The following is a 25,616-nucleotide window of genomic DNA, read 5'->3' as shown; positions in this document are numbered from 1 at the left end:
CGGGCGTCTCGGACGTAGGGCAGGCTGGTCAGGTGTGGGCGGTCGTGGGGCCATGGCCTTCGCCGCTACCCCTGCCGTTCCCGATGTCCGCCGGTGGGTGCCAGCGCAACAGCTCGTCCATCGACCGCAACATCACATCCGGGCTGAACCTGGCGGCCGCCGACATCCCGAGGTCGCGCAGCCAGACCGCGGCCGGATTGCGGAGTTTGGTCATCCGGCAGATGGACATCGACCGCTGCACGATCTTCGACGTTCGCTTCAGGCGGGCCGCGGTGTAGGCGGCGAGGTCACCGTCGGCGAAATGCGCGAGCACGACCGCGTCCTCGATCGCCTGGCAGGCACCCTGGCCGAGGTTCGGCGTCATCGCGTGCGCCGCGTCACCGACGAGGGCCACCTTCCCCCCGTGGTAGGCAGGCAGGGGAGTGCGGAGGTAGTGGACGTCGTTACGGATGATCTTGGCGGGATCGGCCGTGCGCAGCAGCGTGGGAATGGGCTCGTGCCAGCCACCGAACCTCCTGGCCAGTTCCTCCCGCTCGTCCCCGTGTACGGCGCCGGCCGGTGACACGTCGGTGGCGTACACGTACACGATGTCCCCCGCCAGCAGATGGACCCCGAACACCAGGCCCCGCCCCCAGCTCTCCGTGCTCTGGATGGTCAGGTCGCCCCTGGGGACGAGCGCGCGCCAAGCCGTGACCCCCGCGTACACCGGACCCGGGTGCTCGGGGAAGATCGTTCGCCGGGTCGCCGAATGGATGCCGTCGGCGGCCACGATCAGGTCGGCCTCCAGGTCGCCGTCGGCGGTGTGCACGACGCCGCGCCCGGCGTCCACCCCCGACACGGTGGTGCTCAACCGCAACTGGTCGCGGCCCAGCGCGTCCACGAGCACGTCCATCACCGTCGCCCGGAGCGTGACGACCATCGAATCCCCGTAGCGCGCCTCCGCGTCGCCCCCGGTGGTCCGTACGAGCCAGCGCCCGTCGTCCCTGCGGATGCCCACCTGGCCCTGGAGTCTCGCGAGCCGGCGGATCGGGTCGCCGAGGTCGAGCGTGTCGAGTGCCTTCAGCGCGTTGGAGGCGATCGCCAGGCCCGAACCGACGGGGTCGATCTTGGGTGCCCGCTCCAGCACGGCCACGTCCCAGCCCTTGCGGCGAAGCGCCACTCCGGCGGTGAGCCCGCCGATACCCCCGCCGATCACTACAGCTTTGGACATATCCGGCTCCTTCCGCCGCCAACTACGTCTGTAGTGTCAGCATACTACGCCTGTAGTGGGGCATCACTACCGCTGTAGTATCTGTGTCCGTGAAGCGCTCAGAGACCGTTGCGGACACGGCCATCACCCTGCTGGCCGAGCGAGGCATGCGCGGCCTCACCCACCGGGCCGTCGACGAAGCGGCCGGCCTGCCGTCCGGGTCCACGTCCAACCTGGCCCGTACGCGCGCCGCTCTGCTGGAGCTGACCCTGTCGCGGCTCACGGAGCTGGAGCTGCAGGCGCTGGCCCCGGCCTATCAGGGTGATTCGCTCGATCTGACCGACCTGCCCGCGCTGATGGCCGAGGCGGTGTACGTCCAGCTCACGGATCGCAGGCGGACGCTGGCCCGCTACGAGCTGGCCCTGGAGGCGACGCGGCGACCCGAGCTCCGCAAGATCTACGACGAGGCGGGCCGCCGCTTCCGCGATCCGGCCGTCACGCTGCTGGCGGCGCTGGGTTCCCGAGATCCGGTACGGCATGCGCGCCAGCTGGTGGCGTTCGGGGAAGGGCTCATGTTCGACGCCATCGTGGGAGCGGGCGCCACGCCGACGCTGGACGAGCTCAACGACGCGATGCGCGATCTGCTGGCAGGCATGCTCCGCTGACCCAAGCGGCCGATCGGCGGCGCTTTGAGCCGGCACGATCCCCCCGGTCTCCATCACGTACCCCCGGTCCGCCAGCGACAGCGCCGCCTGCGCGTTCTGCTCCACCAGCAGGATCGTCGTCCCCTCGGCCTTCAGCTCGGCCACCGTGTCCAAGATCTTCCGCATCTTGATCGGCGACAGCCACATCGACGGCTCGTCCAGCATGAGCTAGGGACGGCCGCGACTTCGCCTACTGTCCGGCACACGAAATCAGGCCAAGGTCACGGGACCGTGTCGTCCACCGTCATGCGGGCATCGTGCCGCGCCGCCTCAGCAGACCTCGCGGTAGGGCAGCTCCGGCAGGTGCCTGGCCCACTCCTGCTCGCCCAGGCCGCCGTACCGGGCGCAGATGTGCCCGGCGGGGTCCGCGGGCGCCGGCTCGCCCAGGAGATCGACGGTCAGCACGGTGCCCCGGCCGGTCAGCACCCGCAGCCATCGCCCGTCCGCGGTGAAGGCGGCTCTGGCGGGCCGGTCCACGCCGGTCGCGGCCACCCGGCGCTCGACCAGCGGCGTGCCGTCGTCGAGCCGCCACACCCGTACCCGATCGCTGTCCGTGCTGGCCAGCAGCCGCCCGCCCGCGTCGAAGCGCAGGCTGCCGGGTGAGGGCCGCAGCCGGGTGTACCGCGTCGGCACCCCGTCGAGGCCGTAGATCTGAATGCCGGTCTCCTCAGCGATCGCCACCCGCTCCCCGTCCGGCGCGAACGTCGTGTACTCCCACGGCATCCTGTCCAGCCACGGCGCGGGCGTGACCCGTCCGCCGCGCCTGATCTGGGACTGCTCGCCCGCGAACACCAGCGCCACCCGGTCACCGGGCCCCGCCACCGCGTACTCGCCCACGTACGCCGCCCGCCGCGCCCGTAGGTCCCACGCCCACCGCTCGCCCGACTGGCTGGCCGCCGCGAACAGCAGCCCGCCGCCCGGGCTGAACCACGCCGCCTGCTCCCCGGCCGCGCCCAGCCCCCTGCCGAAGGGCGGACCCACGGCGGGGGAGCGGACGTCCCACAGGTACGACCGGTCGACCCCGACGAGCGCCAGCGTCCGGCCGTCCGGCGCCCAGGCGATCGCCCGCACGCTCTGGGCCGGCCCCTTCGTCCAGGCGATCTCGCGGCCGGACCCGAGGTCGTACACCCGCAGCGTCCCCTCGTCCAGCGCCGCAAGCCGGGCGCCGTCGTCGCTGATGGCGTGCATCGAGCGCGGCCCCGCCCACGGGTCGGTGAACACCGCCACCGCCGGGTCCGCCGCCGTCAGCGCCCGGCGCGCCTCCGGGACGGGGGCCAGCCGCCAGGCGGTGAGGCTCAGCTTGCGGGCCGTCACCGGATCGGTCACCCGCAGCGCCTCGGCCCGCGACACCGCCACCCTGGCCATCGCCTGTTCGAGCCGCCCGTCGGCGTCACCCCGCTGCCGGACCGTCTGCCAGAACGCGAGCAGCAGCACCACCGCCAGCACCCCCGCCATGACCGCCCACCGGCGCCGCGCCCGTTCGCGGACCCGCGCGATCCCCGCGTCGAGGAAGGTCTGCTCTCCCGCGCTCAGCGTCACCCGCCGCCGTCCGCCCGCCGCCCACGCCAGCGCCCGGTCCAGCGGCTCGCCCCGGAACAGCGCCGCCTCCCGCCGCCCGCCCGCCTCCCACCGCCGCGCCGCCCGCGCCAGGTCCCTGTGCACCGGCAGCCCGCCCCGCTCGCCGTCCAGCCACTCGCGCAGCCGCGGCCAGGCCCGTAAGAGCGCGGCGTGGGTGATCGTCAGCGTCTCGCCGCCCGCGTCGGGTCGCTCCGTGATCAACCCCGCTTTCCCGTACGCCTTCAGCACCCCGTCGATCGAGGCGACCTCCTCGGCGCTGCGCCCGGCGACCAGCTCGTCCCTCGGGGCGGGCGTGACGGTGTCCGCGCCGTCGGAGTCCGGCCCGGCCAGCCGCAGGAAGACGTCGGGCACCAGCTCGTGCTCCGAGGGGCTGAGCCCCAGATAGACGGCCTCGGCGCGGTCGCCGAGCGGCGGGTCGTCGATGGGCCCAGGAGGGAGCAGGCGGCCCTGCTGGGATTGGGGGGCGTCGAGGAGGGACATCAGGAGCTGGCGGGCGTTCGGGCGGGCGTCGGGGTCACGGTGCAGCGCGGCGGCCACCAGCCCGCGTAAGGGGCGGTCCAGCCGTTCGCCGTGGCCTAATCGGTCGTCGGAGCCGTACGCGGCGAAGACCAGCAGCCGCCCCCAGGCGTGCACGTCTCCTGGCCGTCCCTCGCCGTCGCCACCCAGCCCCAGACCGACCAGCCTGGGTCCGTCGGCGCCCAGGACGACCTTGCCCGGGGTCAGCGCCCCGTGCACCGCGCCCGCCTCGTGCACGGCCGCCAGCGCCGTGGCCGTGGCGGCGGCCAGCCGGTAGAGGTCGTCCCCCGCGTACGGCCCGTGCCCCTCGACGACCTGCCGCAGCGTCGGCCCCTCGATGTACTCGCTGACCAGGTAGGGAGGATCGCCGTCCAGCCGCGCCTCGGTCAGCTTGGCGACCGACAGCGAACGGACCTGACCGGCGGCCGCGGCCGACGCGGCGAGCCTGGCGCGGGCCGCGGCGTCGGGCACGAAGGGCACGCCGAGGGCATGCCGGGCGCCCGACTCGTCATAGGCCTCGCGGACGATGACCTGCCCGCCGCCGTCGAGCCGGGCTCCGAGCCAGTAGCCTCCCAGCCGATCAGTCATGCGGGATGAGACGCCGCCTTTCTACCGATTGTTCAGGCGTGCCCGGTGCTGTGGCCATTCCTCTCTGAGGATGCCGAAATACACGGTGTCGCGCCAGGTGCCGTCGGGCCTCTTGCGGTGCCGCCGCAGGGTGCCCTCGTGCACGCCGCCGATCCGCTGGATGGCGTTCTGGGAGCGGAGGTTGAGCACGTCGGTCTTGAGCAGGACGCGGTTGTAGCCGAGCTCGAAGGCGTGGTCGACGAGGAGCAGCTTGCAGCTCGTGTTCACCGCCGTGCGCCAGACGGCACGGCCGTACCAGGTCCAGCCGATCTCGACGCTCTCGGCGAAGCCGGGCACGTCGCCGTACGTCGTCCAGCCGACGGCCCGCCCGCTCGCCTTGAGCACCACGGCCAAGGGGACGTGCTGGTGGTCGTCGATCAGCCCTCTGGCGACCTTCCCCAGCTCCTCCTCCGACTCCGGGGCGGCGGGCAGCCAGCGCCAGACGTCCGGATCCCCGCCTCCGGCGGCGAACAGATCAGGAACATGGTCCATGGAGAGCGGCTCAAGCCGGACGACGTCGTTCTCGAGCACCACAGGCGGGGGCAACTTCGCGGTCATGCCGGCAACCTTAGGCGGCGCGCCGAATCACGTTGATAACCACCTGTCCCTTTTTGCGGGGAACCACCTGTCGACACTCATACCGGCCGGTCGGTAGGCTCACGGTCATGGACTTCGCCTTCGACACCGTCACCGAGGACCTGCGCGAACGACTCCTGCGTTTCATGGACGAATGCGTCTATCCCGCCGAGTCCGCCTTCGAGGAACAGGCGGCGGCCAGCGGCTGGGGCCCGCCGCCGCTGATGGCCGACCTCAAGGACGAGGCCAGGAAACGCGGCCTGTGGAACCTGTTCCTCCCGGGAGACCACGGCGCCGGGCTCACGAACCTCCAGTACGCGCCCCTGGCGGAGATCATGGGCCGGAGTCCCATGCTCGCCCCGACCGCCACCAACTGCGCCGCCCCCGACACCGGCAACATGGAAGTGCTGTCCATGTTCGGCAACGAGTGGCAGCGCAAGGAGTGGCTGCGACCACTGCTCGACGGCGAGATCCGCTCCGCGTTCGCGATGACCGAGCCCGACGTGGCCTCCTCCGACGCCACCAACATCGCCACCTCGATCGTGCGCGACGGCTCCGAATACGTCATCAACGGCCGCAAGTGGTTCATCTCCGGCGCCATGAACCCCGAATGCAAGATCTTCATCGTCATGGGCAAGACGAACCCCGACGCGCCCAAACACCGCCAGCAGAGCATGATCCTGGTGCCCCGCGACACACCCGGCCTGCACATCAAGCGCGGCATGCACGTCTTCGGCTACACCGACGCCGACCACGGGGGCCATGCCGAGATCGTGTTCGAGGACGTACGCGTGCCCGCCGACAACCTGATCGGCGAGGAGGGCGGCGGCTTCGCCATCGCCCAGGCCCGGCTCGGCCCCGGCCGCATCCACCACTGCATGCGCCTGATCGGCATGGCCGAGCGCGCCGTCGAGCTCATGTGCAAGCGGGCACTGGAGCGCACCACGTTCGGCAAGCCCATCGCCCAGCAGGGCGTGGTGCAGGACTGGATCGCCGAGTCCCGCATCAAGATCGAGCAGCTGCGCCTGCTCGTGCTCAAGACGGCCTGGCTCATGGACACGGCGGGCAACCAGGGCGCCCACACCGAGATCCAGGCCATCAAGATCTCCACGCCGATCACCGTCGAATGGATCCTGGACAAGGCCATCCAGGTGCACGGCGCGGGCGGCGTCTCCCAGGACTTCCCGCTGGCCGGGCTGTGGGCGGGAGCCCGCTCGCTGCGCCTGGCCGACGGTCCGGACGAGGTGCACAAGCGGTCGCTGGCCTATCGCGAGATCAAGAGGTGGATGTCAGCTTCCCAGCCCTGACGGACTGAGCTGCAGCTCCTCGCCAGTCGATGGGTTCGACGGTTCAGGCCGCGTCGTCGGCAGCGTGACTCACTGCCCGGCGACCGATGTTGATCGCCGCGATGTGGTCGGCAGGCCCAGCGAAGCCGCACGCCACACAGAGAAAGGAGTCCCGGTGGGGACGGTTGCGTTTCGCGCAGTGCCCGCAGGACGGGCAGGTGCGGGAGGTGTTGCGCGGGTCCACCAGCCGTACGTGCACCCCGGCCAGGGCGGCCTTGTAGGTGACGAACGTTCGCAGCTGGCGAAACGACCACGCATGCAGGTCGGCACGCTGGGCCTTGGTAACCGTGACCCGCTCACGGATGCCGCCGAGGTCCTCCAGGGCGATACCCGTCCGGGTGTCTTTGGCCTTGCCGACCAGCCGTTTGCTGATCACATGGTTGGTGTTTCGGGCGAAGCGAGCCTCCGCTCGGCGACGCTTCTTCAGGAGCCGTTTGGCGGACTTGGTTCCTTTTCGCTGAAGCCGGGCGCGCAGCGTCCGGTTGCGGAAGCGCACTGCGCGTACGGCTCTCCCCGAATAGGCAGTGCCGTGGGAGTCGGTGGCCAGGTTGACGATGCCCAGGTCCACGCCGAGCCAGTCTCGAGGGGGAGCGCCGGCCGGCGGTTCGGGCACCTCTATGACGCTCGCCAGGTAGAACTGCCCGTCCCGGTAGATCAGGTCCGTCTGGCCTCGCCTGGTAGTGCCGTCGAGCGCCGACCAGCGGCCCTGGTTGAGCACGGGTACGAGGATCCTGCCGCCCAGGGTGGCGATGGAGACCTGGTCGTGCCCCTTGAAGGTGAGGATGCGGGGGTCATAGGGGACCGCGCCCAGGGCGCGATGTGCGAACGCGACCTCTGCGGCGCGATCGGCGGCGGCGTTGCATGCCCGCATGGTCTCGAGCAGCGCTTCACGCTGGCCGGCGTCCGGGGAGAGCTTCAACAGCTCGGTCACCAACACGTGGTGATCATATTACTCAGTGTTACGGAAAGGGATGGAAACGTGCAACATCGTGCTTCTGGCTCTGAGGGGCTGGACCTCCACGGGGCAGGCGACTGGTGAACGAAGCGGAGATCAAGGAGCGGGTGGTCGCGTTCCTCGGGGAGCACGACCCGAGCGGGGACCGGCTGGAGTTCCTGCGGGCGCGGTTCGACGCCGGGCTGGCCTGGGTGTGGTTCCCCGAAGGGCTCGGCGGGCTGGGGGCGTCGCGGGAGCTGCAGCAGGTCGTGGAGCGGGAGCTGGCCGGCACGCCGCAGATCAACGGCGGCGTCCAGGGCATCGGCCTGGGGATGGCGGCGCCGACGATCCTGGCGTTCGGGACGGAGGAGCAGAAGCGGCGGTTCCTGCGCCCGTTGTGGACGGGGGAGGAGATCTGGTGCCAGCTCTTCAGCGAGCCCGGCGCCGGGTCGGACCTGGCCACGCTCGGGACGCGTGCGGTCAGGGACGGGGATGAATGGGTGGTCGACGGCCAGAAGGTGTGGACGTCGGGCGCGCATCATTCGCGCTGGGCGATCCTCGTCACGCGTACGGACCCGGAGGTGCCGAAGCACCGCGGCATGACGTACTTCGTCTGTGACATGCAGGCGCCCGGCGTCGAGGTGCGGCCGCTGCGGCAGATCACCGGCGAGGCCGAGTTCAACGAGGTGTTCCTGACCGGCGTGCGGCTGCCGGACGACCTGCGGCTCGGCGAGGTCGGCGACGGCTGGCGGGTCGCCCAGACCACGCTGATGAACGAGCGGGTCGCCATCGGCGGCGCGCCCGTGCGGCGCGGCGGCGGCATGGTGGGCGCCGTGCTGGAGGCCTGGCGTGAGCACCCCGAGCTGCGCAGTCACGAGCAGCATCAGCGGCTGCTGTCGCTGTGGGTGGAGGCCGAGGTCACCCGTCTGTCGGGGGCGCGGCTGCGCGAGCAGCTCGTCGCGGGCCAGCCCGGACCGGAGGGCTCCGGCATGAAGCTGTCGTTCGCCAAGCTGAACCAGGCGCTGTCCGGGTTCGACGTGGAGTTCAGGCGCGAGCTCGGCTACGACGACTGGACCTTCCGCCGCTCCGAGAACGTCGACTTCTACGGCCGCGGCCCCGGCTACCGCTACCTGCGTGCCAAGGGGAACTCGATCGAGGGCGGCACCTCGGAGATCCTGCGCAACATCATCTCCGAGCGGGTGCTCGGCCTGCCCTCAGAACCACGCGTCGACAAGGACGTGCCCTGGAAGGACCTGCCGCGATGACGGGGATCGGTGAGCGACCCATGACGCTGTTGTACTCGGAGGTCGAGGAGGAGCTGAGGGCGGCGGTGCGCGGGTTGCTGGCCGACCGCTGCCCGCCCGCCGCGGTGCTGAAGCGGATCGAGTCCGAGCCGTACGACCTGGACCTGTGGAAGACGCTGGCGGGCGAGATCGGGGTGGCCGGGCTGCTGATCCCCGAGGAGCACGGCGGCGCGGGAGCGTCGGCCAGCGAGGCGGCCGTGGTGCTGGAGGAGCTGGGCCGGGCGGTGACGCCGGTGCCGTTCTTCACCAGCGCGGTGATGGCGACGTACGCGCTGCTGCCCTCGGGTGACGCCCTGCTTGGGGAGCTGGCCGAGGGGCGGAGGACGGCGGCGCTGGCCGTGTCGTTCTCGGCGTCCCCGTACCGTCCCGAGCACGGCTCTTCTGTGCGGCTGGAGGGCGGGCGGCTGACGGGGTCGGTCGCCGGCGTGGCCGGGGCGGAGGTGGCCGACGTGCTGCTGGTGCCGGTCGGCGGCGAGCTGTACGCGGTGGAGGGGGTTCAGGCGGAGGTCGTGTCGTCGCTGGACCTGACCAGGCCGGTCGCGACCGTCAGGTTCGACGGCGTGGAGGCGCGGCCGCTGGGGGCGTGCGACGTGGCGGAGGTGCTGCGGTTCTCGGCGGGGCTGCTGGCCTCCGAGCAGCTCGGCGTGGCCGAGTGGTGCCTGGACACGACGCTGGCCTACGTCAAGGAGCGTCATCAGTTCGCCCGGCCGGTCGGCTCGTTCCAGGCGATCAAGCATCGGCTGGCCGACCTGTGGCTGGACGTCGTACGGGCCAGGGCAGCGGCCAGGGGCGCCGCCGCGGACGGCTCGGCGATCTCGGTGGCCGTGGCTCAGTCGTGGAACGCCTCGGTGGCCGTGCACGCCGCCGAGGAGGCCCTGCAGTTGCACGGCGGGATCGGGATGACGTGGGAGCATCCCGTACATCTCTATCTCAAGCGCGCGAAGGCCACCGAGATCGCGCTGGGCACCCCGGGGGACCACCGTGCGGCGCTGGCCTCACTCGTCGACGTCCCCGGCCCCGAGTGAGGTGAGCAGCAGGTCGGCGAAGTGTTTGCCCACCTGGGCGCCGGTCAGCGGCCCCGCCGCGTGGAACCATGTGCCCAGGTGGTGCACCGAGCCGAAGAAGTAGTCGACCACCAGCTCGGCGGGGACCCGGTCGCTGAAGATGCCCTCGCGCTGTCCCTCGGCCACGAGCGCGCGGAAGCGTTCGTGGTAGCGGCGGCGCTCGGCGCGCACGTTCTTCTGCTTCTCCGGGGCGAGCAGGTGGTTCGACCTGAAGAAGATCTTGGAGTCGTCGAGGTTCGCGGTCGTGGTCTCCACGACGTCGGCCGCGGCCCTGTGCAGGCGCTGCTTGAGCGTGCCCGGCCCGTCGGCGATCTGCGCCAGCCGGTCCATCTGCATGCGCAGCACCCGGGCGTAGATCTCGTGCAGCAGATCGTCTTTGGAGTCGAAATAGTGGTACATGGCGCCCTTGGTGACGCCGGCCGACACCACGATCTCCTGCACCGAGGTGCCCTCGAAGCCGCGCTCGGCGAACAGCCTGGTGGCCTCGGCGAGCAGCCGCTGCCTGACCGGTTCTTCCTTCACATGTCCCCCTTGGTCACCTGGCATAGCATACCGACTGGTCGGTCGAGCTCATTTGCTGGTCTTGCGGGTACTAATTCCGTCACCTTAGGCTCGCCTTGGTTGGGAGGCGGGTATCTCTTGACTGGCGAGGGATCTTCGGCGTGGCAGATCCTGCAAACATCTACTCTTTCGGGGAGTTTGCCGTGCCCGGTGGCTCTATCTACGTGCAGCCCAACGAGAAGTACACAGGGTCGTCCCCGCAGTGGTGGTACGAGAAGTTCTGGCGGGAGGACGCCCAGAACCGGCGAAGGACTCGATACGTCAAGGCCGGTGTGGCGTTCGTGATCGGGGTCGCGCTCGCGCTGAGGTTCGATCTCACGGGTGCCTCCCCGCTGGTCGGTCTCCTGCTGGGCGGCATCGTGGCCGCGGGCGACTGGTACCTCGACTGGCGTTCCTTCCATGCGACCGCGGTCTGGCGTGGGGCCCGCCGCGGCGAGGCGATCACCGGCAGGATGCTGCGCAGGTCGCTCAGCAGGCACGGCTACACCGTGCTCGACGGCCGGGCCATCCGCGGTCAGGCCTCCATCGACCACCTGGTGATCGGCCCCAGCGGGGTGTGGATCATCGACAACGAGTCGTGGAGCCCGGACACCGAGATCGCGTGCTACGCGGGGCGGCTGTTCTTCAGCGAGAAGTACGGCACCAAGACCGCCAAGCCGCTGGTCGAGACCGCCGAGGCGTTCGCCGAGCTGCTGACCCGCGAGACCCGCGTACCGGTCACCATCTCACCGGTGCTCGCCGTCCACTGCGGGCTGCTGCCCAGAGGCGGGATCGTGATGGCCGAAGGGCTCATCCTGCTCAAGCCGCGGCTGGCGGCCAAGGTCATCAAGTCGGCTGAGGGCAACGTGCTCAACGACGAGCAGATCGAGCTGCTGGCCCGCACCGCGGCGAGGGAACTGCAGAAGGTCTGACCCCGGTCGGCCCGGCGGCCTCAGGCCAGGGTCTCGATGAACGCGGTGAGCTGCGCGACGTTGCGGCACTCCGACATCGGGACCACGGCTCCGTAGTCGCTCGCGACCGAGTCGCCCGTGTCCCACTGCTGCCTCGGCTCGGGGTTGAGCCAGTAGGCGTGGCGGGCCCGGCTCGCGAGCGACTTGAGCACGTCCAGCGCGGGCGGCTGGTAGTTGGAGCGGGCGTCGCCCAGGATCAGCAGCGAGGTCTTGGATCCGATGGCGTCGCCGTAGCGCTCGGCGAAGCCCTCCAGCGAGTGCCCGTAGTTGGTACGCCCGAAGCGCACCATGTCGGCCTCGTTCGCCAGCTTGGTCATCGCCTCGACCACGTCGGCCCCGGGGACGAAGAACCTGGTGATCTCGTCCACCGTGTCCACGAACCCGAACGCCCGCACCTTCGTGAACTGCTCCCTCAGCGCGTACGTGAGCAGCAGCGTGAAGTGGGCGAACGACGAGACCGAGTCGCTGGTGTCGCAGAGGATGACCAGCTCGGGCTTGTGCGGCCGGGGCGGCTTGAAGTGGGTGGTCAGCGGCACGCCGCCGCTCTGCAGCGAGGCCCGCATCGTCCTGCGGAAGTCGAGCCGCCCCCGCCGGCCCTTCCTGTGCTTGATCGTCAGGCGCGTGGCCAGGCGTCTGGCCAGCGGGTAGACCTCCCTGCGGAGCCTGGCCAGATCGGCCTTCGTGATGCGCAGGAAGTCGATCTGGTCGAGCGGTGGACGTACGGCCGAGCGGGCGATGCGCTCGATGCCCGAGTCCTCGGCGATGCGGCGGCGCACGTCGGTGGCCACGGCGTCCTCGAAGCGCTTGATGCCGGAGTTGACCCGCTGGCGGACGGTCTTCTCGGCCAGGCCGCCGCGTTCGCGGCCCTGGAGGACCTCGCGCAGGATCCCGGCCATCAGCGTCTCGGGGGACAGGGCGCGCATGACGCTGTAGGAGAACCAGTTCTGGCGGCCGGGCCCGGCCTGCTGGCGGCCGTACCGCTCGACCATGGCCTGGGCGAACTCGCGCAGCTCCTGCTCGGTGCCGCCGCCGGACAAGAGCATGGCCAGGTGGGCGCGCAGCTCCCTGATCTCGGCCGTTTCCAGATTTATCGCGTTGTCAGGGCGTACGGCGGACATGCCGCTCGTGGACGCCGGGAACCACAGGTCGAACAGCACGTCGAATCCCGGCCGGTACGCGGGCTTCTTCACCAGCGTCGCCGCGTAGGCGGCGCGCAGCGACTCGCGGTCGGCCAGCTCGATCACGCGCAGCGCCCGCGCGGCGTCCAGCCCTTCGGCGAGCGAGACGGGCACGCCCGCGCCGCGCAGCGCGTGCACGAAGCCGACGTGCCTGTCGACCAGCGACCTGCTCTCAGGCATCCGGCAGCCCCAGCTCCTTGATCGCCCGCGTCTGGTCGGAGACGTGCTTGAGCACCACGCCCAGCGTGCCCGCCATGGTCGCCTCGTCCAGCTCGTCGCGGCCGAGCGCGAGCAGCGTGTTGGCCCAGTCCACGGTCTCGGCCACGGACGGGGCCTTCTTCAGCTCCAGGGAGCGCAGGGTCGCCACCGTCCTGGCGAGCTGCTCGGCCAGGTCGGCCCGGATGCTCGGCACCTGGGCCAGCACGATGTCCCGCTCCCGCTCGGGGGTCGGGTATTCGATGTGCAGGTAGAGGCAGCGCCGCTTGAGCGCCTCCGACAGCTCGCGGGTGGCGTTGGAGGTCAGCACCACGTACGGCTTGCGCGTCGCGACGATGGTGCCCAGCTCGGGGATCGTCACCTGGAAGTCGGACAGCAGCTCCAGCAGCAAGCCCTCGACCTCGACGTCGGCCTTGTCGGTCTCGTCGATGAGCAGCACGGTCGGGGTGGCGGACCTGATCGCCTTGAGCAGCGGCCGCTCCAGCAGGAACTCCTCGCTGAAGATGTCGTCGTCGGCGCTGGTGGCCTGGATCCGCAGGAGCTGCTTCTTGTAGTTCCACTCGTACAGGGCCCTGGCCTCGTCGAGCCCTTCGTAGCACTGCAACCTGATCAGCTCGGCGTCCGTGGCCATGGCCACCGCCTTGGCGAGCTGGGTCTTGCCGACCCCCGCCGGGCCTTCCACCAGCAAGGGCTTGCCCAGCGCCGCGGCCAGGAACACCGAGGTGGAGATGGCGTCGTCGGAGAGATAGTCCACGGCGGCGAGCCGCTCCGTAACGTCGGTGGGCGAGTCGAACATCGATGATCCTGTCTGCCGGAGCCTCTGAGCCGAACTTTATTCTAGCCCGTCGGGTCCGCCTGATACCGATTCGACCAGGATGCGGATCACCGGTATATTCCTCTCTGCCAGCGCCGCTAGCTCAGTTGGTTAGAGCAGCTGACTCTTAATCAGCGGGTCCGGGGTTCGAGTCCCTGGCGGCGCACCGCAAAGAAACCCCAGCTCAGGAAACCGAGCTGGGGTTTCTTGGGTTTCGAGTGGCTTCGGCGGCGATCGGATGCTCTTCCGGCCCGTGGCCGGGCGTTCCGGAGCCCGGCTCTAGGATGCCGATCATGCGTCTTCCCGCCGTCCTCGCAGCCGTTCTGGTCACCCTGCTCTTAGCGGGCAACACCGCCGCCGCCCACGCCTCCGCCTACCCCATACGCGATCGCGTCCTGACCGTGAACAAGCTGTACCGCAGTGGCAAGCTCCAGCCCACCCAGTGCCCGGAGCGCGCCATCGAACCTCATGACGTCGCCCTGGCCAAGCGGTACCTGACGGCCGTACTGAACTGCCTCAACGCCTCCTGGGGCGCCCACTTCAAACGCGCCGGCCTGCCGTTCGCCAAAGCCAGGATCGGCTTCATCACCAAGCCGCGGCGCTACTGCAAAGCCGCCTGGGACGACGCCGCCGCACGATATTGCGCATCGGAGAAGCGTTTCCTCGTCCTGCTGGACGACGACCTGCTCGAGGACACCGCCGACCTGTTCCTTTTCAGGCTGGCCGCCCACGAGTACGGGCACCATCTGCAGAACATCACCGGCATGTACCGGGCCTTCGCCTGGCATCCCTACAAGGGCAAGAGCGAGATGAACGAGCAGCTCCGCCGTAACGAGTTGCAGGCCGAATGCCTCGGCGGCGTCTTCATCGGCAGTGTCTGGGACTCCATCGACCGCATAACGGACGACTGGCGCGAGCTGCTCGACATCAACCGGCGCAGCGGCGACGAGTACCACAAGGCCCACGACCACGGTAAGGGCCGCAACATCGCCGCCTGGCTCGACAAGGGCTTTCGCGCCTCATCGCCGGCGGCGTGCAACACCTGGGTCTCGCCGTCGTCGAAGGTTTCCTGACGCCTCGCGTCCGGACCTCGTCCAACCGCGCCGGGCCGCCCCGTTACGGGTTCTCGGAGGGCAGGGCCGAGACGCGCCGCTGGTTGCTCCTCAGTACGGTCCCGGCGCATGGCCCGCCGGATGGTCAGTCGAACGCGAGCCAGGCCCCTCTGAGAGGCCGCTGTTCCACGCCGGTCGCTGACCAGTCACACACCCCGTCCGGGAAAACGTTCCGCAACCGGGTGAGTTCGGCCGGCGTGAACTCGACGTCATAGTCCTTACTGTCGGGGTGCTTGAGCCGGCACTTCACCACATTGTCGGCCAGCGGGGCACCGGCAACGAGTCGCGGCGTGGCGAAGGCCGGGAACAGTGCGCCGCACTCACCCGGGTTGTCCGCCGACAGTGCTTGGCTGATCTTGCGCTGCGGCGTTTCCGGTGTCCAGCAGGCGTCGGTCAAGTCAGCGGGTTTGTGCCGGAGCACCTTGTTCCGAAGGCTCCGGCCAGATGTGTCGGCGTTGACCCCGGTGATCCAGGCGTCCATGCTCGTCGAGTGGACCGTCACGGTCTTCCTGGACGAGCGCACCGTCCTGCCGGTGCGCGGCATGGTGTGGGCCTGCGAGCTGATCGACCGGCCGTGGGTGCCGGGGCTGCTCGCCGACGTCGCGGTGACCTGCGGCGTCGGACTCGGCGGCACGGGCGCGAACTGCCGCAGCGAAAAGCTGGCCACCGCCGCCGTCAACGCCCTGGCCCGCCGCGGCGGGCTCGACACCGTGGGCCCGCTGGCCAGGATCCCGGTCAAGGTCCGCAGGAGGTCCGTCGTGGACGGCGTGGCCGAGGCCCTGGACGCGGTGGCCGCCGCCGCCGGGCTGAGCCGCGAGCAGTTGCTCGACCGTACGGTCCCCTCGTTCGGGCTGGACGCCGGCGGGGTGCGCGAGGAGAAGATCGGCGGCCACCTCGTCCGCCTGCACGCCGACGGCCCCGCGCTGAGCTTCGTCAACCCGGCCGGCCGGGCCGTGAAGTCGGCGCCCCAGGCCATCCGCAAGGATCCGGCGCTGGCCGAGCTGAAGGCCACGCTCAAGGAGCTGAAGCAGATGCTGCCGGCCGAGCGGTTCCGGCTGGAGCGGGCGCTGATCGAGGAGCGGCGGTGGGACTGGGCGCAGGTCACCGAGCTCTTCCTCGACCATCCGGTGACCGGCCGCTACGCCCGCAGCCTGATCTGGCAGATGGGGCAGGGCTTCGCCGGGCTGCCGGTCAGAACGGAGGCCGGCTGGGAGCTCGCGGGCCCGCAAGGCGTCCGCGCCCGGCCGGGCCCGAGCTCGCCCATCCGGCTCTGGCACCCGATCCGCGAGCCGGTCGAGGACGTGCGGGCCTGGCGCGACCACCTGCTGGAGCTGGGCGTGCGCCAGCCGTACAAGCAGGCCTTCCGCGAGATCTACCTGCTCACCCCGGCCGAGGAGCACACGCGCACGCTGTCCAACCGCTTCGCCGGCCACGTGCTGCGTTACGGGCAGGCCAAGGCATTGCTCAACCAGCGCGGCTGGCGTGACCTGTCGATCGGCCACTGGGACTACGAATGCGGCGGCGACCAGGGGGAGGCCGTCAAGGAGCTGTCCGGGTGGGAGGTCCGCTGGGGGATGCACGTCGTGGGCGAACCGGGGGACGACGGCTGGGGGACCGCCTCCTACTGCGGGAGCGAGGCGGTCCGCTTCCGTCGCGCCGGCTCCCGCGAGGACGCGCCGCTGACCGAGGTGCCGCCGCTGGTGCTGTCGGAGGTGCTGCGCGACGCCGACCTGGCCGTCGGGGTCGCCTCGATGGGGCTCGACCAGCAGGCGGCCGGCGGGCACGAGGACTACTGGCAGTCCTACGGGTTCGGGGAGCTCCACGAGAGCGCTCAGATGCGGCGGGAGGCGCTGGCCAGGCTCCTGCCCCGGCTGAGGATCGCCGGCCGGGCGGAGCTGACGGACCGGTTCCTGCGCGTACGCGGGGACCTGCGCACGTACAAGATCCATCTCGGCTCCGGGAACATCCTGATGGAGCCGAACGACGCCTACCTGTGCATCGTCCCCGGCCCGAACCGTTCGGCGCAGGCGGTCTTCCTGCCGTTCGAGGAGGACGGCGGGATGCTGTCGGTGATCCTGTCCAAGGCGTTCCTGCTGGCGGGCGACACCGCGATCACCGATCCCAGCATCACCCGCCAGCTCCAGCTCACTTAGGCCCGATCCCCTCCAGGGTGAACGTCCTGTTCCACTCCCGCACCCACTGCGGGCCGAAGCCCTCGGCGGAGTTCAGCGGCGTGGTCCGCGCGTCGAACTTGCCCGTGGCGGGGTCGAAGCCGGCCGCCGCGACGCTGTCCGCCTTGACGTTGCGGGAGTCGAAGTCCGGGCTGAACGTCTTGACGCTCAGCCCGCCGGCGTCGTCGGTGTAGGCGAAGCCTCCCGTGGCGATGCTCACCGAGCGGGTCAGCACGTTGTGGGACGGCACGTACACCGAGTCGGGGTCGCTCCACACGTGCTCGTCCGTGCACTCCGTGGCGCCGACCGCCGTGCAGACCTGGCCCTTGGAGTCGGCGGGCACGTACCAGTCGCGGATGTTCGGGTACTGCCTGCCGTAATGGCGGTACCACGTGCCGATGTTCGCGGGGGTGTTGGTGAAGCCGGTGCCGTCGCCGGGCTTGAGCATGTCGTTGAAGCGCTCGACGACGACCTTGGAGTTGGCCACCGGCAGCCGCTTGCCGCCCTCGTGGTAGAGCTTGTCGTGCCCGATGTAGGTGACGTCCTTGAACACGTTGTCCGAGGCGACGTTGCTGTGGCCCGACTGGTAGAACAGGCCGTGCTGGGCGGTGTCGAAGACGTTGTGGTGCACGACCATGCCCGACATGCCGTCGTCCATGTAGATCGCCTGGTTGCCGTCCGGGCCGACGTCCTTGAACAGGTTGTACGCGATCACGTTGTTCAGGTACGTGTAGTCGCGTCCCGCGTAGATCACGCCCTGGTCGGAGGCGTGCGTCACCAGGTTCTCGAACCTGTTGTGGCTGATCTCCATGTCGTTGCCCATGATCTGGCTGGCCATGTGGGGCGCGTCATGGACGTGGTTGTAGCGGAAGGTGTTGCCGACCCCGTACATGTAGCCCGCCGGGGTGTAGGTGGCCAGCTTCGAGAAGTCGTAGATCTCGTTGTGCTCCACGACGTGGTCGCCGCGCTCCAGCGAGTCGCGGTCGCCGCCGGCCGTGAACACCCCGCCGCCGCCCAGGTCGTGCAGCCTGCTGTTGATCACCTTGTTACGGTGCCCGCCCCTGCTGGTGCGGTATTCGGCGACCGCCGTGATCGCGTCGGCGGCCTCGCCGATCGCGATGGCGTCCATGCTGACGTTGAGGATCTCCAGGCCGTCCATGGTGCACGACTCGGCGTCGAGCAGGCGTACGCCGGTGCCCGTGGTGCCGTTCAGCCGCAGGCCCTTGAGCGTCACCTCGTGCACGTTCTCCAGCTCGAAGAACGGCGCGTCGAACGAGGTCAGGCTGATCTCCTTGCCCTCGACCGTCCCGCCGGGCGGGTAGTAGTAGAGGGTGCCGGCGCCCTCCCGGCGGTCGATGTAGTACTCGCCCTCGGTGTCCAGCTCGCTCAGCATGTTCTGGGCGACGAACGAGGTCCACTTGTCGGTGGCGGCGTACATCGTGGGGTATTGGGTGCGCAGCTCGCTGCCGCTGACGGACGCGACGCGGACGCGGTCGTTGGCGTAGTTGTTGCCGAAATAGCCGGCGAGCCAGCCGTCGGTCTCGTACGCCGTGTCGTCCGGCGCGCCGCCGGGCGGTGGCGCCCACGTGGCGGCGCGGCTCACGACGGCCGGGTCCACGGCGGTGTAGACCGGGCCGGGCAGCTTCAGCATGTCCTCGTACGGCATGGTGGTGCCGTCGGCGGTCTTGTCCGAGAAGTAGTCGCGTGCGCCCTTGGGGGCCTCCTTGACGCCGAGGCCGGTCTTGTCCATCTTGGCGGCGCCGTTCGGGTACTGCGCGAGCGTCTGGGCCGTGTCATCGGTGATCAGCTCGGGGGCGAACGGGCGTGGCTGCCAGTTGAACCCGTTCTTGTTGATCTCGCCGGTGGGGATGCCCTCGGCGGCCAGGTCGTAGACGTAGACGTGCGCGGCGGCCGCGCCGGGGACGCGCGCCCGCGCCGACCACTTGGCCTCGCCCTCGGGCACGTCGCTCAGCTTGCGGAACTTGTCCGGCGCGAGCGTGGTCACGCCCGCGAGCTCGGCCTGCTCGCCCGGGTAGGCGGCGTAGGTGACGTAGGAGTTCGACGGGCCGCTGAGCTCGATGGTCCTGGCGGTCTGGTAGACGCCTTCCCTGAGGTAGACGAGGCCGGGGCGGCGGGCGCTCGTCCGGCCCGCCAGCGCGTCGCGGGCCTGCTCGACCGTGGCGAACGGGTCCGTACGCGTGCCGGTCGCCCCGGCCTTGCCGTCCGGCGCCACGTACACGACGGTCTGCTTGGCCGCCGCGGCGGCCGGGGGCGTCACCGCGGCTAACAGGCCTGCCGCCAGCAGGACGCTCAACACTGTTCTCGGCATGCTCGCGCGAACCTCCAAATGGGTCGCAATCGATGAAATATGACAGATTACGACAGCGTTTCGTGGTGAACCGTAACGCTGCCGTCGTCAGAATTCAACCGTTTGACCAAGAGGTCCGGCGTGCGGCGGGGCTTCGGCCCCGGGGTGTGTCAGAGCGGTCTTACGCGCTTGCGGCGGCGGAGGAAGAGGCCGGTGAGAGAGGCGAGGAAGAGCACGGATCCGGCCCCCACCAGCAGCCGGCCGTCGGGACCTGCCTCGCCGCCGCCCCCGGTCTGCACCCCGCCCGACGGGGTCCGGGTCGTGGTCGCGCTCGGCGCCGGGGTGCTTTCGGGGTCTTCTGTCTCGGTGTCGTCGGTCTCGCTGGTGTCGGGGGTGGGGCTGGCCGACTGGCCGGTGCCGGGAACTTTGAGGGGGTACTCCATCAAAGAAGTCTTGTCGGGAACTTCGCACTCGATCAGGCGGTTCTGCGGAGTGGTCCCGATGTTGAAGGAGGCCGCGTGCACCGTCCCCGAGCCCGCGTCTTTCGCCGTCGTCTTGAGCTCGACGATCGTCTGGGGTAACTCGATCGGCTCGCCCGCGGTGATCTCGGTCAGCGGGGCGACTCCGGTGGCCGAGGTCAGCTTGGGATAGCTACTGATGCCCGCATATGCGTACAGCTTGATTTCGCCTGCCAGCCCCGTGTCGGGGGCCCGTAACTCGGAGCCCGGCACGTAGGTTCCGCGCCAGCCGATGCTCATCTCCACGCCCACCTCGGCATCCGTGGGCACCGTCAACTCGACGTTCACCTTCACGTCCTGCGTCTCGCCCGTGGCTTTCGTGGTGCAGACGTACTCCACCAGGTCGGCGGCGGCTCCGTGGGCCGCGGGCGCGTACGAGAGGATCAGGACGGCGGCTGAGACGGCCAGTTCGACGCGCACGGCAGCTCCCATTGCGGCGGATGGTACACAAGAGGAGACGCAGCGTGAGGGTGGTGGGTTGACACGATCGTCCACATTTGGCGTCCGCATTTGGACGACGAATCACGGCATGGACGCCGACACCGCCGCCCCGAACAGGCCGCACACCTCGTACACGAAGGCGAGCCGGGACACGCCGAGGCAGCGCAGGGCGAGGCCGTGGTCCAGGGCCACGACGATCACGGTGCCGAGCATGAGACACCACCAGCCGGTCGCCACCACGGCCCGGGTGGCGGCCGGCAGCGACTGGAACGACTGGCGCAGCCGCCGGCAGTGGAAGGGCACATGGCGTTCCTCGTCGGCCAGGATGCGGGCCGCGACGTCGGCGGTCAGCCGGTCGGCCGCGCCGTCCCGCAGCGCGCGGTAGTAGCGCAGGGCCGTCACCTCGGCGATCATCAGCACCATCAGCTCCATGCGCAGCCCGAGCAGGCGGCGCAGGCGGACGAAGACGGCGTCGCTCCAGTGGCCGTTCAGGGCCGGGGCACCGGCGGCGGCGAGGAGCCGGGCGAGCAGGCGGGCGTGGTTCTGCTCCTCGATGACGAACAGGCGGATCGCGGCCGCGTAGGCGGCGTCTCCCGCCTGGTCGGCCTTGCCGATCAGGGCGGCTCCGTCGCCGTTCTCGCCGACCTGGAAGCGCTGGACGCTCGCGAGCACCGCCCGGCCCAGGTCCGCGCCACACGCCCAGTCGGGATCGCCGCCGGCGTGCCGCCGTAACGCCTCCGTCTCGAACTCCGCCACCCAGGAGGCGAACCCGGCTCGGTCCTCCGAGACTTTTTTCATGGCCCCCACCGTAAACAGAAAATGTGCATAAAAGGGGGATCGGTGGTTGAGGTTTCGTGCACGTTCAATGGCATAAATGGAGATTTGTAAATCGCTTTCCGGCGGAGTTTATTGGTTTGACGTGCTGGGATTCGCGCGGGATAACGGCTGGATGAGCGATTCACCGGCGTTTCACCATGGCGCGGCGATGACACGGCGTACGGCGCTCATGGGCTGCGCGGCACTCCTGGCGGCCGGCTGCCGCGCGGAGGCAAGAGAGGCACCGCCCAAAAGGGCGGTGTCCGCGTGGCCGGTCGGCATCGCGGGCCTGGACCAACTGCCCGCCGTGACCCCCGCCGCCGTCTACGTGGCCACCTCGTCAGGCGAGGTGTACGCCCTGCACCCCCGCACGGGCGCCGCCCGCTGGCGGACCCGCGTCCCCGACGAGCCGGGCGCGGCGGCGATCGCCTGGCAGAGCACGCCGTTGCCGGTCGGCGATCTGCTCGTCGTGGGCAACGGCAGGGGCCGGCCCGCATTCGACAGTGACAATCCGAGCCAGGTGGTCGCGCTGCGCGCCTCGGACGGCCGGGTGGCGTGGACCGCGGACGTCGACGACTACGCGCACGAGTTGCTCGCGGCGGACGGGCTGATTCTGTGCCGCACCAATTCCACGCTTTATGCCGTCGATCCCGCCTCCGGACGTCAGCGGTGGCGCTGGCCTTCCGGCGACCTGAGAGCCATGAGCCTGGCCGGCCGGACCGTGCTCGTGACCGAACGGCTGCCGCAGGGCGAGCAGGTGGTCGCGGTCGAGGCCCGGACCGGTCGCCGCAGCTGGACGGCCAGGTTCCCGACGGTGTTCGTCGACTGGGTGTACGCATCGGGCGACCTGCTCGTGCTGGCCGGTTACCCGGTTCCGGGCGAGCGGGCGTACGCGCTGGCGGTGCTCGCGGCGGGCACCGGGAAGAAGGTCTGGTCCAGGGCGCCGGATCAGGTGTCCGGGTTCGCCGCGGTGTCCGGCGGCGTCCTCTACACGGCGGATCGCACGAGGCTGCGCGCCCTGAGCGTGGCCGGCGGGTCCGAGGCGTGGTCCCTGCCGCTGCCCGAGCCGGCCGTCAACCCGATGATCGCCGTCGACGACGACACGGTCTTCTGCGCGATGCCGGTGCGGCGGGCGAACGGCCTCTATCCCCTTCGCGCCCTGCGCAAGGGCGACGGCCGCATCCGGTGGACCTGCGATCTGCGGGGCGCCGCCACGGTGCTGACCCGCGTCGTGCCGGGCATCGTGCACGTCCAGATGAGCGAGGGCGGCAGAGACTCCGTCGTCGCGCTGGACGCCCGTGGCGGCGAGGAGCTGTGGTCGGCCCGGATCGACGACGCCGGGCAGCTGATCTTCGGCAACGGGCTGCTCTACGTCTTCGGGCAGCACCTCATCGCACTCGATCCCGCCACGGGCACACGACTCTAAGGACTCCCGGTGACTCGGACGAAGACCTGGATCCGGCGTGAGGGCCCCCGGCCTCCCGCCGACCCCGGCTCATGGCGCTCTCCCGCCACGATCATCGCCGTCGCGGCGCTGGCCGTCGGCCTGCTGAGCGCGTACCTGGCCTGGGACTCCGCGCGTAGCTCGCGGCTCGCGGCCGAGGCCGGCCAGCGGGAGTCGGGGCGGCGCAGCCTGCTGGAGGTGTCGGCGGTGTCGGCCTACCTCACCGACGGCCTGGCGGGCGAGCGCATCCCGCTCGGGGAGCCGGGCGCGGCCCCCAGGAAGGAGTCGGGGCTGCGCGGCCCGCTCATCGACCTCACGCTGCGCAACCGGGGGAGCGGCGAAGGGCTGATCGACTCCGTCACGGTGCGGGTACGGCGCTCGGAGCTGCTCACCGGGTGCTATGCGGCGGGCGGAATCGAGCGCGTCTCCGCCTACTACGACGTGCCCATCGACACGCGGGCCCGCACGCCCTTCACCGCGTCGAAGGAGGTTCGCTTCAGCGTTCCGGCCGGGGAGCACGATCGGTTCACCCTCACGCTGGGGCCGGCGAAAGACCTCGACGCGGCCGGCACCTGGTACGGCGTGGTCGACGTGATCCTGCACCACGAGGACGGCCAGGACATCGAGGTGGGGCCGATCGCGGTCGTCGACGCCGGCAGCGACCCCTACTTCTACCCGAAGGGATCGACCTGGAGCTACGAGCGGTCGGCCGATCCCGCCTGCATGCGCCTGAACGCGCGGGCGATCGCGGAGGTCGCCGCCCTGGACGGCGTGGTCATGTCGAAGGAGTTCGCGACGCTGCACAGCGTTCTGCGGCACTTTCACTGATCGTCGTGGGTCAGGCCGAAATAGGCTGACTCGATCTGCTCCTGGGTGAAGTCCGCGGGGCGTCCCTCCAGCGTCGTACGCCCCTCCAGCAGGCACTGCAGCCTGGTCGCCACCCGCAGCGCCTGGCTCACGTCCTGCTCGACGAGGAGGATCGCGACCCCGGTGTCCAGCACCGCGGGCAGGAGGGCGTAGATCGTGGTGACGACGGCCGGGGCCAGGCCCAGCGACAGCTCGTCCAGGAGCAGCACCCGGGGGTTGGCCATGAGGGCGCGGCCGATGGCGACGGCCTGCTGCTCGCCGCCGGACAGTTGCGCGGCCCGCTGGTTCGCGCGCTCCCGCATCCAGCCGAACAGGTCGTAGACGCGCTCGATCGTCCACCGGTCAGGGGCGGTTCCGTACGCGCCGACCAGCAGGTTCTCGCGTACGGTCAGCGACGGGAACAGGCGGCGGCCCTCGGGGACCATGGCCAGGCCGCGCGGCACCCGGCGCTCCGGCGGCTCGTGGGTGATGTCGATCCCGTCGAGCAGGACCGTGCCCGACGCCGGCGGGTGGAGCCCGGCGATGGCGCGGAGCAGGGTGGACTTGCCCGCGCCGTTGGCGCCGATGATCGCGTGCACCTCGCCGGGCGCGACGGTCAGGCTCACCTCGTGCAACGCCCGCAGCTGGCCGTGGTCGGCGCTGAGCCCGCGCACGTCGAGCGCCATCACGCGCCTCGCGGGGGTCTGGCCGGAGAGGACATCACGCGCCTCCCGGCGTTCCGAGGAAGACTTCGCGTACGGCGCGGCTCGCCAGCACGTCCTCCGGGCGGCCGTCGCCCACCAGACGGCCGCCCGCCAGGCAGATGAGGCGTTCGACGGTCGAGGTCAGGGCGCGGACCACGTGCTCGATCCAGAGCACGGCCAGGCCGTCGGCGCGCGCCGTCCGTACGATCTCCACCAGCTCGGCCACCTCCGGGTCGGTCAGCCCGCCGGCCACCTCGTCCAGCAGCAACAGCGTGGGACGGGTGGCCAGCGCGCGGGCCAGCTCCAGCCGCTTGCGCTGCAGCAGCCCGAGCTGCCCCGCCCGGCGCGCGGCCAGCGGGGCGAGGCCCGCGAGGTCGAGCACGGCGCGCGCGGTGGCGACGGCGGCCCGCCCGCGCTCGCCGGCGCCCTGCTGGGCCGCCACGAGCACGTTCTCGAGCACGGTCAGCTCGGGGAACGGCCGCGGCACCTGGTACGTCCGCCCGATGCCGAGCCGGCACCGGCCCGCCGTGTCCAGCCGGGTCACCGACCGCCCCAGGAACCGGACCTCACCGGAGTCAGGGGACAGATCACCCGAAACCAGGCCGAACAGGCTCGTCTTGCCCGCGCCGTTCGGCCCCACCACGCCCACCGCATCGCCCGGCCCCACCTGGAGCGACAGGTCGTCGGCCACCACGACCCGGCCGAAGCGCTTGGTGATCCGCTCCAGCTCAAGCATCGCGCAACCCCCAGATCCCGCGCGGCGCGAACATCGTCATGACCACGGCCAGGACGCCCAGCAGGACCAGGTACCAGGGCCCGTACCCGGACAGGGTCTGCTGGAGCGCGAAGAAGACCAGCGCGCCGATCAGCGGCCCCGTCACGGTGCCGATGCCGCCGATCAGGACCATGAACATCATGGAGACGCTGTACTGCACGTTGAAGATCGACCCGGGCTGGACGTAGAGCACGTCGGCGAACAGCACGGCCCCGACCGCGCCCGTGCCCACGGCCGCCGCGCAGTACGCGATCCGCCGGGTCCTGGCCACCCGTACCCCGCAGGCCGCCGCGGCCACCGGGTCGCCCGCGACGGCGCGTACGGACAGGCCGTAGCGGCCGCGTACGAGCAGCAGGACCCCGCCGACGGCGCAGACCGCCACCGCCAGCGCCCACCAGTACGTCATGGCCTGCCGCAGCAGCGGCTCGTGCCGCCCGGCCCCGGGCAGCGAGACGCCCGTGTTGCCGCCCTGCAGCGTAGCGGCCAGCCGGAAGATCTCGGCCAGCACCCACGACCCGATCGCGAAGTGGCCGCCGGACAGGCGCAGCAGCGGGAACGACACGGGCAGCGCCACCAGCCCGGCCGCCAGCGCCGCCAGCGGGATGGCGAGCTGCGGGTCGAGGCCCTGGGCGGCGGCCAGGTAGAGCGTGTACGCCCCGATGCCGAGGAACGCCTGCTGGCCGAAGGACGCCAGCCCGGCGTATCCGGCCAGCAGGTTCCAGAGCGAGGCCAGGGCGGCCAGGGTGAGCAGGTCGGTGAGCGGCCGCTCCCAGCCAGGGCCGCCGTAGAACGGCACGCCGGCCAGGACCGCGACGACGAGCACGCCGCCCAGCGCCGACGCGGCCCTCAGCACGGCACCGGCCCTCATCCCGGCGACAGCCCTCGTCCAGGCACCGGCCCTCCGCGCACCGGCCCGCTTCCGGG

23 protein-coding genes and 1 tRNA gene are annotated in these 25,616 nt (G+C 70.8%); 10 read left to right on the top strand and 14 right to left on the bottom strand.

What is annotated here, in order from left to right; genetic code table 11:
- Positions 1 to 28 precede the first annotated feature (28 nt).
- Entirely contained in the window at positions 29 to 1,210 is a 1,182-nt protein-coding gene (locus tag ABEA43_RS17915; protein WP_345563118.1) for an FAD-dependent monooxygenase, read from the bottom strand.
- A gap of 89 nt (positions 1,211 to 1,299) precedes the next feature.
- On the opposite strand from ABEA43_RS17915, the gene ABEA43_RS17910 reads away from it, so the two are divergent.
- Positions 1,300 to 1,854, top strand: coding sequence for a TetR/AcrR family transcriptional regulator (locus ABEA43_RS17910; protein ID WP_345563116.1), 555 nt, complete (start codon positions 1,300 to 1,302; stop codon positions 1,852 to 1,854).
- A gap of 309 nt (positions 1,855 to 2,163) precedes the next feature.
- On the opposite strand, the gene ABEA43_RS17900 is transcribed toward ABEA43_RS17910, so the two are convergent.
- A complete protein-coding gene (locus ABEA43_RS17900) occupies positions 2,164 to 4,575 on the bottom strand; it encodes an nSTAND1 domain-containing NTPase (protein WP_345563114.1) in 2,412 nt (803 codons plus the stop codon).
- A 21-nt stretch (positions 4,576 to 4,596) separates the two neighbouring features.
- Positions 4,597 to 5,172, bottom strand: coding sequence for a GNAT family N-acetyltransferase (locus tag ABEA43_RS17895; RefSeq protein WP_345563113.1), 576 nt, complete (start codon positions 5,170 to 5,172; stop codon positions 4,597 to 4,599).
- Between the two features lie 107 nt (positions 5,173 to 5,279).
- Between ABEA43_RS17895 and ABEA43_RS17890 the strand changes: the two genes are divergently transcribed.
- Positions 5,280 to 6,497: an acyl-CoA dehydrogenase family protein gene (locus ABEA43_RS17890; RefSeq protein WP_345563112.1), complete on the top strand. Its 1,218-nt coding sequence runs from the start codon at positions 5,280 to 5,282 to the stop codon at positions 6,495 to 6,497.
- A 43-nt stretch (positions 6,498 to 6,540) separates the two neighbouring features.
- On the opposite strand, the gene ABEA43_RS17885 is transcribed toward ABEA43_RS17890, so the two are convergent.
- A complete protein-coding gene (locus ABEA43_RS17885) occupies positions 6,541 to 7,473 on the bottom strand; it encodes an RNA-guided endonuclease InsQ/TnpB family protein (RefSeq protein WP_345563111.1) in 933 nt (310 codons plus the stop codon).
- A 98-nt stretch (positions 7,474 to 7,571) separates the two neighbouring features.
- Between ABEA43_RS17885 and ABEA43_RS17880 the strand changes: the two genes are divergently transcribed.
- Complete coding sequence (locus tag ABEA43_RS17880) at positions 7,572 to 8,735, top strand: acyl-CoA dehydrogenase family protein (RefSeq protein WP_345563110.1); 1,164 nt, start codon at positions 7,572 to 7,574, stop codon at positions 8,733 to 8,735.
- A gap of 20 nt (positions 8,736 to 8,755) precedes the next feature.
- Positions 8,756 to 9,799, top strand: a complete 1,044-nt coding sequence (locus ABEA43_RS17875) for an acyl-CoA dehydrogenase family protein (protein ID WP_345563108.1) — start codon at positions 8,756 to 8,758, stop codon at positions 9,797 to 9,799.
- Here the strand turns inward: ABEA43_RS17875 and ABEA43_RS17870 are convergent.
- Positions 9,770 to 10,384 carry a TetR/AcrR family transcriptional regulator gene (locus ABEA43_RS17870; RefSeq protein WP_425570285.1) on the bottom strand — a complete coding sequence of 205 codons (615 nt, stop codon included), beginning with the start codon at positions 10,382 to 10,384 and terminating at the stop codon, positions 9,770 to 9,772. The two genes, ABEA43_RS17875 and ABEA43_RS17870, sit on opposite strands and share 30 nt — an antisense overlap.
- 158 nt (positions 10,385 to 10,542) lie before the next feature.
- Between ABEA43_RS17870 and ABEA43_RS17865 the strand changes: the two genes are divergently transcribed.
- Positions 10,543 to 11,310 (top strand): nuclease-related domain-containing protein, encoded by a 768-nt coding sequence (locus ABEA43_RS17865; RefSeq protein ID WP_345563105.1) that lies wholly within the window; start codon positions 10,543 to 10,545, stop codon positions 11,308 to 11,310.
- Between the two features lie 20 nt (positions 11,311 to 11,330).
- Here the strand turns inward: ABEA43_RS17865 and ABEA43_RS17860 are convergent, their stop codons facing one another.
- Together ABEA43_RS17860 and ABEA43_RS17855 are read right to left on the bottom strand one after the other, a co-directional pair.
- Complete coding sequence (locus tag ABEA43_RS17860; RefSeq protein WP_345563103.1) at positions 11,331 to 12,707, bottom strand: vWA domain-containing protein; 1,377 nt, start codon at positions 12,705 to 12,707, stop codon at positions 11,331 to 11,333.
- A complete protein-coding gene (locus ABEA43_RS17855) occupies positions 12,700 to 13,539 on the bottom strand; it encodes an AAA family ATPase (RefSeq protein ID WP_345563102.1) in 840 nt (279 codons plus the stop codon). Before ABEA43_RS17855 ends, ABEA43_RS17860 begins: the two co-directional genes overlap by 8 nt.
- Before the next feature lie 110 nt (positions 13,540 to 13,649).
- Here ABEA43_RS17855 and ABEA43_RS17850 point away from each other — a divergent pair.
- Both ABEA43_RS17850 and ABEA43_RS17845 read left to right on the top strand, forming a co-directional pair.
- Positions 13,650 to 13,723, top strand: a tRNA-Lys gene (locus tag ABEA43_RS17850).
- 127 nt (positions 13,724 to 13,850) lie between these two features.
- Positions 13,851 to 14,630 (top strand): neutral zinc metallopeptidase, encoded by a 780-nt coding sequence (locus ABEA43_RS17845; RefSeq protein WP_345563101.1) that lies wholly within the window; start codon positions 13,851 to 13,853, stop codon positions 14,628 to 14,630.
- A 124-nt stretch (positions 14,631 to 14,754) separates the two neighbouring features.
- On the opposite strand, the gene ABEA43_RS17840 is transcribed toward ABEA43_RS17845, so the two are convergent.
- The gene (locus tag ABEA43_RS17840) at positions 14,755 to 15,150 is read right to left on the bottom strand and encodes a DUF6351 family protein (RefSeq protein WP_345563100.1); all 396 of its coding nucleotides are present in this window, start codon (positions 15,148 to 15,150) and stop codon (positions 14,755 to 14,757) included.
- Here ABEA43_RS17840 and ABEA43_RS17835 point away from each other — a divergent pair.
- Positions 15,134 to 16,822 (top strand): DUF4132 domain-containing protein, encoded by a 1,689-nt coding sequence (locus ABEA43_RS17835; protein ID WP_345563228.1) that lies wholly within the window; start codon positions 15,134 to 15,136, stop codon positions 16,820 to 16,822. The two genes, ABEA43_RS17840 and ABEA43_RS17835, sit on opposite strands and share 17 nt — an antisense overlap.
- On the opposite strand, the gene ABEA43_RS17830 is transcribed toward ABEA43_RS17835, so the two are convergent.
- From ABEA43_RS17830 to ABEA43_RS17820, 3 genes are all read right to left on the bottom strand, one after another.
- Complete coding sequence (locus ABEA43_RS17830) at positions 16,815 to 19,169, bottom strand: right-handed parallel beta-helix repeat-containing protein (RefSeq protein WP_345563099.1); 2,355 nt, start codon at positions 19,167 to 19,169, stop codon at positions 16,815 to 16,817. The two genes, ABEA43_RS17835 and ABEA43_RS17830, sit on opposite strands and share 8 nt — an antisense overlap.
- A 149-nt stretch (positions 19,170 to 19,318) precedes the next feature.
- Complete coding sequence (locus tag ABEA43_RS17825) at positions 19,319 to 20,098, bottom strand: hypothetical protein (RefSeq protein ID WP_345563098.1); 780 nt, start codon at positions 20,096 to 20,098, stop codon at positions 19,319 to 19,321.
- Positions 20,099 to 20,188: 90 nt separating this feature from the next.
- Positions 20,189 to 20,905: a ferritin-like domain-containing protein gene (locus tag ABEA43_RS17820; RefSeq protein ID WP_345563097.1), complete on the bottom strand. Its 717-nt coding sequence runs from the start codon at positions 20,903 to 20,905 to the stop codon at positions 20,189 to 20,191.
- 187 nt (positions 20,906 to 21,092) lie between these two features.
- Here ABEA43_RS17820 and ABEA43_RS17815 point away from each other — a divergent pair, with 187 nt between their 5' ends.
- Complete coding sequence (locus tag ABEA43_RS17815; RefSeq protein ID WP_345563096.1) at positions 21,093 to 22,349, top strand: outer membrane protein assembly factor BamB family protein; 1,257 nt, start codon at positions 21,093 to 21,095, stop codon at positions 22,347 to 22,349.
- 9 nt (positions 22,350 to 22,358) lie between these two features.
- The gene (locus ABEA43_RS17810; RefSeq protein ID WP_345563095.1) at positions 22,359 to 23,195 is read left to right on the top strand and encodes a hypothetical protein; all 837 of its coding nucleotides are present in this window, start codon (positions 22,359 to 22,361) and stop codon (positions 23,193 to 23,195) included.
- On the opposite strand, the gene ABEA43_RS17805 is transcribed toward ABEA43_RS17810, so the two are convergent.
- From ABEA43_RS17805 to ABEA43_RS17795, 3 genes are read right to left on the bottom strand one after another with little or no spacing between them, the layout of a single operon-like run.
- Positions 23,189 to 23,899: an ABC transporter ATP-binding protein gene (locus ABEA43_RS17805; RefSeq protein ID WP_345563093.1), complete on the bottom strand. Its 711-nt coding sequence runs from the start codon at positions 23,897 to 23,899 to the stop codon at positions 23,189 to 23,191. The genes ABEA43_RS17810 and ABEA43_RS17805 overlap by 7 nt on opposite strands.
- Before the next feature lie 34 nt (positions 23,900 to 23,933).
- Complete coding sequence (locus tag ABEA43_RS17800) at positions 23,934 to 24,653, bottom strand: ABC transporter ATP-binding protein (protein WP_345563091.1); 720 nt, start codon at positions 24,651 to 24,653, stop codon at positions 23,934 to 23,936.
- Positions 24,646 to 25,545: a branched-chain amino acid ABC transporter permease gene (locus ABEA43_RS17795; RefSeq protein WP_345563089.1), complete on the bottom strand. Its 900-nt coding sequence runs from the start codon at positions 25,543 to 25,545 to the stop codon at positions 24,646 to 24,648. Before ABEA43_RS17795 ends, ABEA43_RS17800 begins: the two co-directional genes overlap by 8 nt.
- Positions 25,546 to 25,616: the final 71 nt, after the last annotated feature.

The sequence above is a fragment of the Nonomuraea rosea genome (assembly GCF_039539705.1).
GTDB lineage: Bacteria > Actinomycetota > Actinomycetes > Streptosporangiales > Streptosporangiaceae > Nonomuraea > Nonomuraea rosea.
Note: the sequence above shows the minus strand (reverse complement) of the source record. Positions and strands in the feature narration are given on the sequence as shown.

Bases quoted from the DNA above. Each gene is read 5' to 3' on its own strand.
- ABEA43_RS17915 (WP_345563118.1), bottom strand. From the start codon at position 1,210: ATGTCCAAAGCTGTAGTGATCGGCGGGGGTATCGGCGGGCTCACCGCC.
- ABEA43_RS17900 (WP_345563114.1), bottom strand. From the start codon at position 4,575: ATGACTGATCGGCTGGGAGGCTACTGGCTCGGAGCCCGGCTCGACGGC.
- ABEA43_RS17895 (WP_345563113.1), bottom strand. From the start codon at position 5,172: ATGACCGCGAAGTTGCCCCCGCCTGTGGTGCTCGAGAACGACGTCGTC.
- ABEA43_RS17890 (WP_345563112.1), top strand. From the start codon at position 5,280: ATGGACTTCGCCTTCGACACCGTCACCGAGGACCTGCGCGAACGACTC.
- ABEA43_RS17875 (WP_345563108.1), top strand. From the start codon at position 8,756: ATGACGCTGTTGTACTCGGAGGTCGAGGAGGAGCTGAGGGCGGCGGTG.
- ABEA43_RS17870 (WP_425570285.1), bottom strand. From the start codon at position 10,384: ATGCCAGGTGACCAAGGGGGACATGTGAAGGAAGAACCGGTCAGGCAG.
- ABEA43_RS17860 (WP_345563103.1), bottom strand. From the start codon at position 12,707: ATGCCTGAGAGCAGGTCGCTGGTCGACAGGCACGTCGGCTTCGTGCAC.
- ABEA43_RS17855 (WP_345563102.1), bottom strand. From the start codon at position 13,539: ATGTTCGACTCGCCCACCGACGTTACGGAGCGGCTCGCCGCCGTGGAC.
- ABEA43_RS17845 (WP_345563101.1), top strand. From the start codon at position 13,851: ATGCGTCTTCCCGCCGTCCTCGCAGCCGTTCTGGTCACCCTGCTCTTA.
- ABEA43_RS17840 (WP_345563100.1), bottom strand. From the start codon at position 15,150: ATGGACGCCTGGATCACCGGGGTCAACGCCGACACATCTGGCCGGAGC.
- ABEA43_RS17830 (WP_345563099.1), bottom strand. From the start codon at position 19,169: ATGCCGAGAACAGTGTTGAGCGTCCTGCTGGCGGCAGGCCTGTTAGCC.
- ABEA43_RS17825 (WP_345563098.1), bottom strand. From the start codon at position 20,098: ATGGGAGCTGCCGTGCGCGTCGAACTGGCCGTCTCAGCCGCCGTCCTG.
- ABEA43_RS17820 (WP_345563097.1), bottom strand. From the start codon at position 20,905: ATGAAAAAAGTCTCGGAGGACCGAGCCGGGTTCGCCTCCTGGGTGGCG.
- ABEA43_RS17815 (WP_345563096.1), top strand. From the start codon at position 21,093: ATGACACGGCGTACGGCGCTCATGGGCTGCGCGGCACTCCTGGCGGCC.
- ABEA43_RS17805 (WP_345563093.1), bottom strand. From the start codon at position 23,899: ATGGCGCTCGACGTGCGCGGGCTCAGCGCCGACCACGGCCAGCTGCGG.
- ABEA43_RS17800 (WP_345563091.1), bottom strand. From the start codon at position 24,653: ATGCTTGAGCTGGAGCGGATCACCAAGCGCTTCGGCCGGGTCGTGGTG.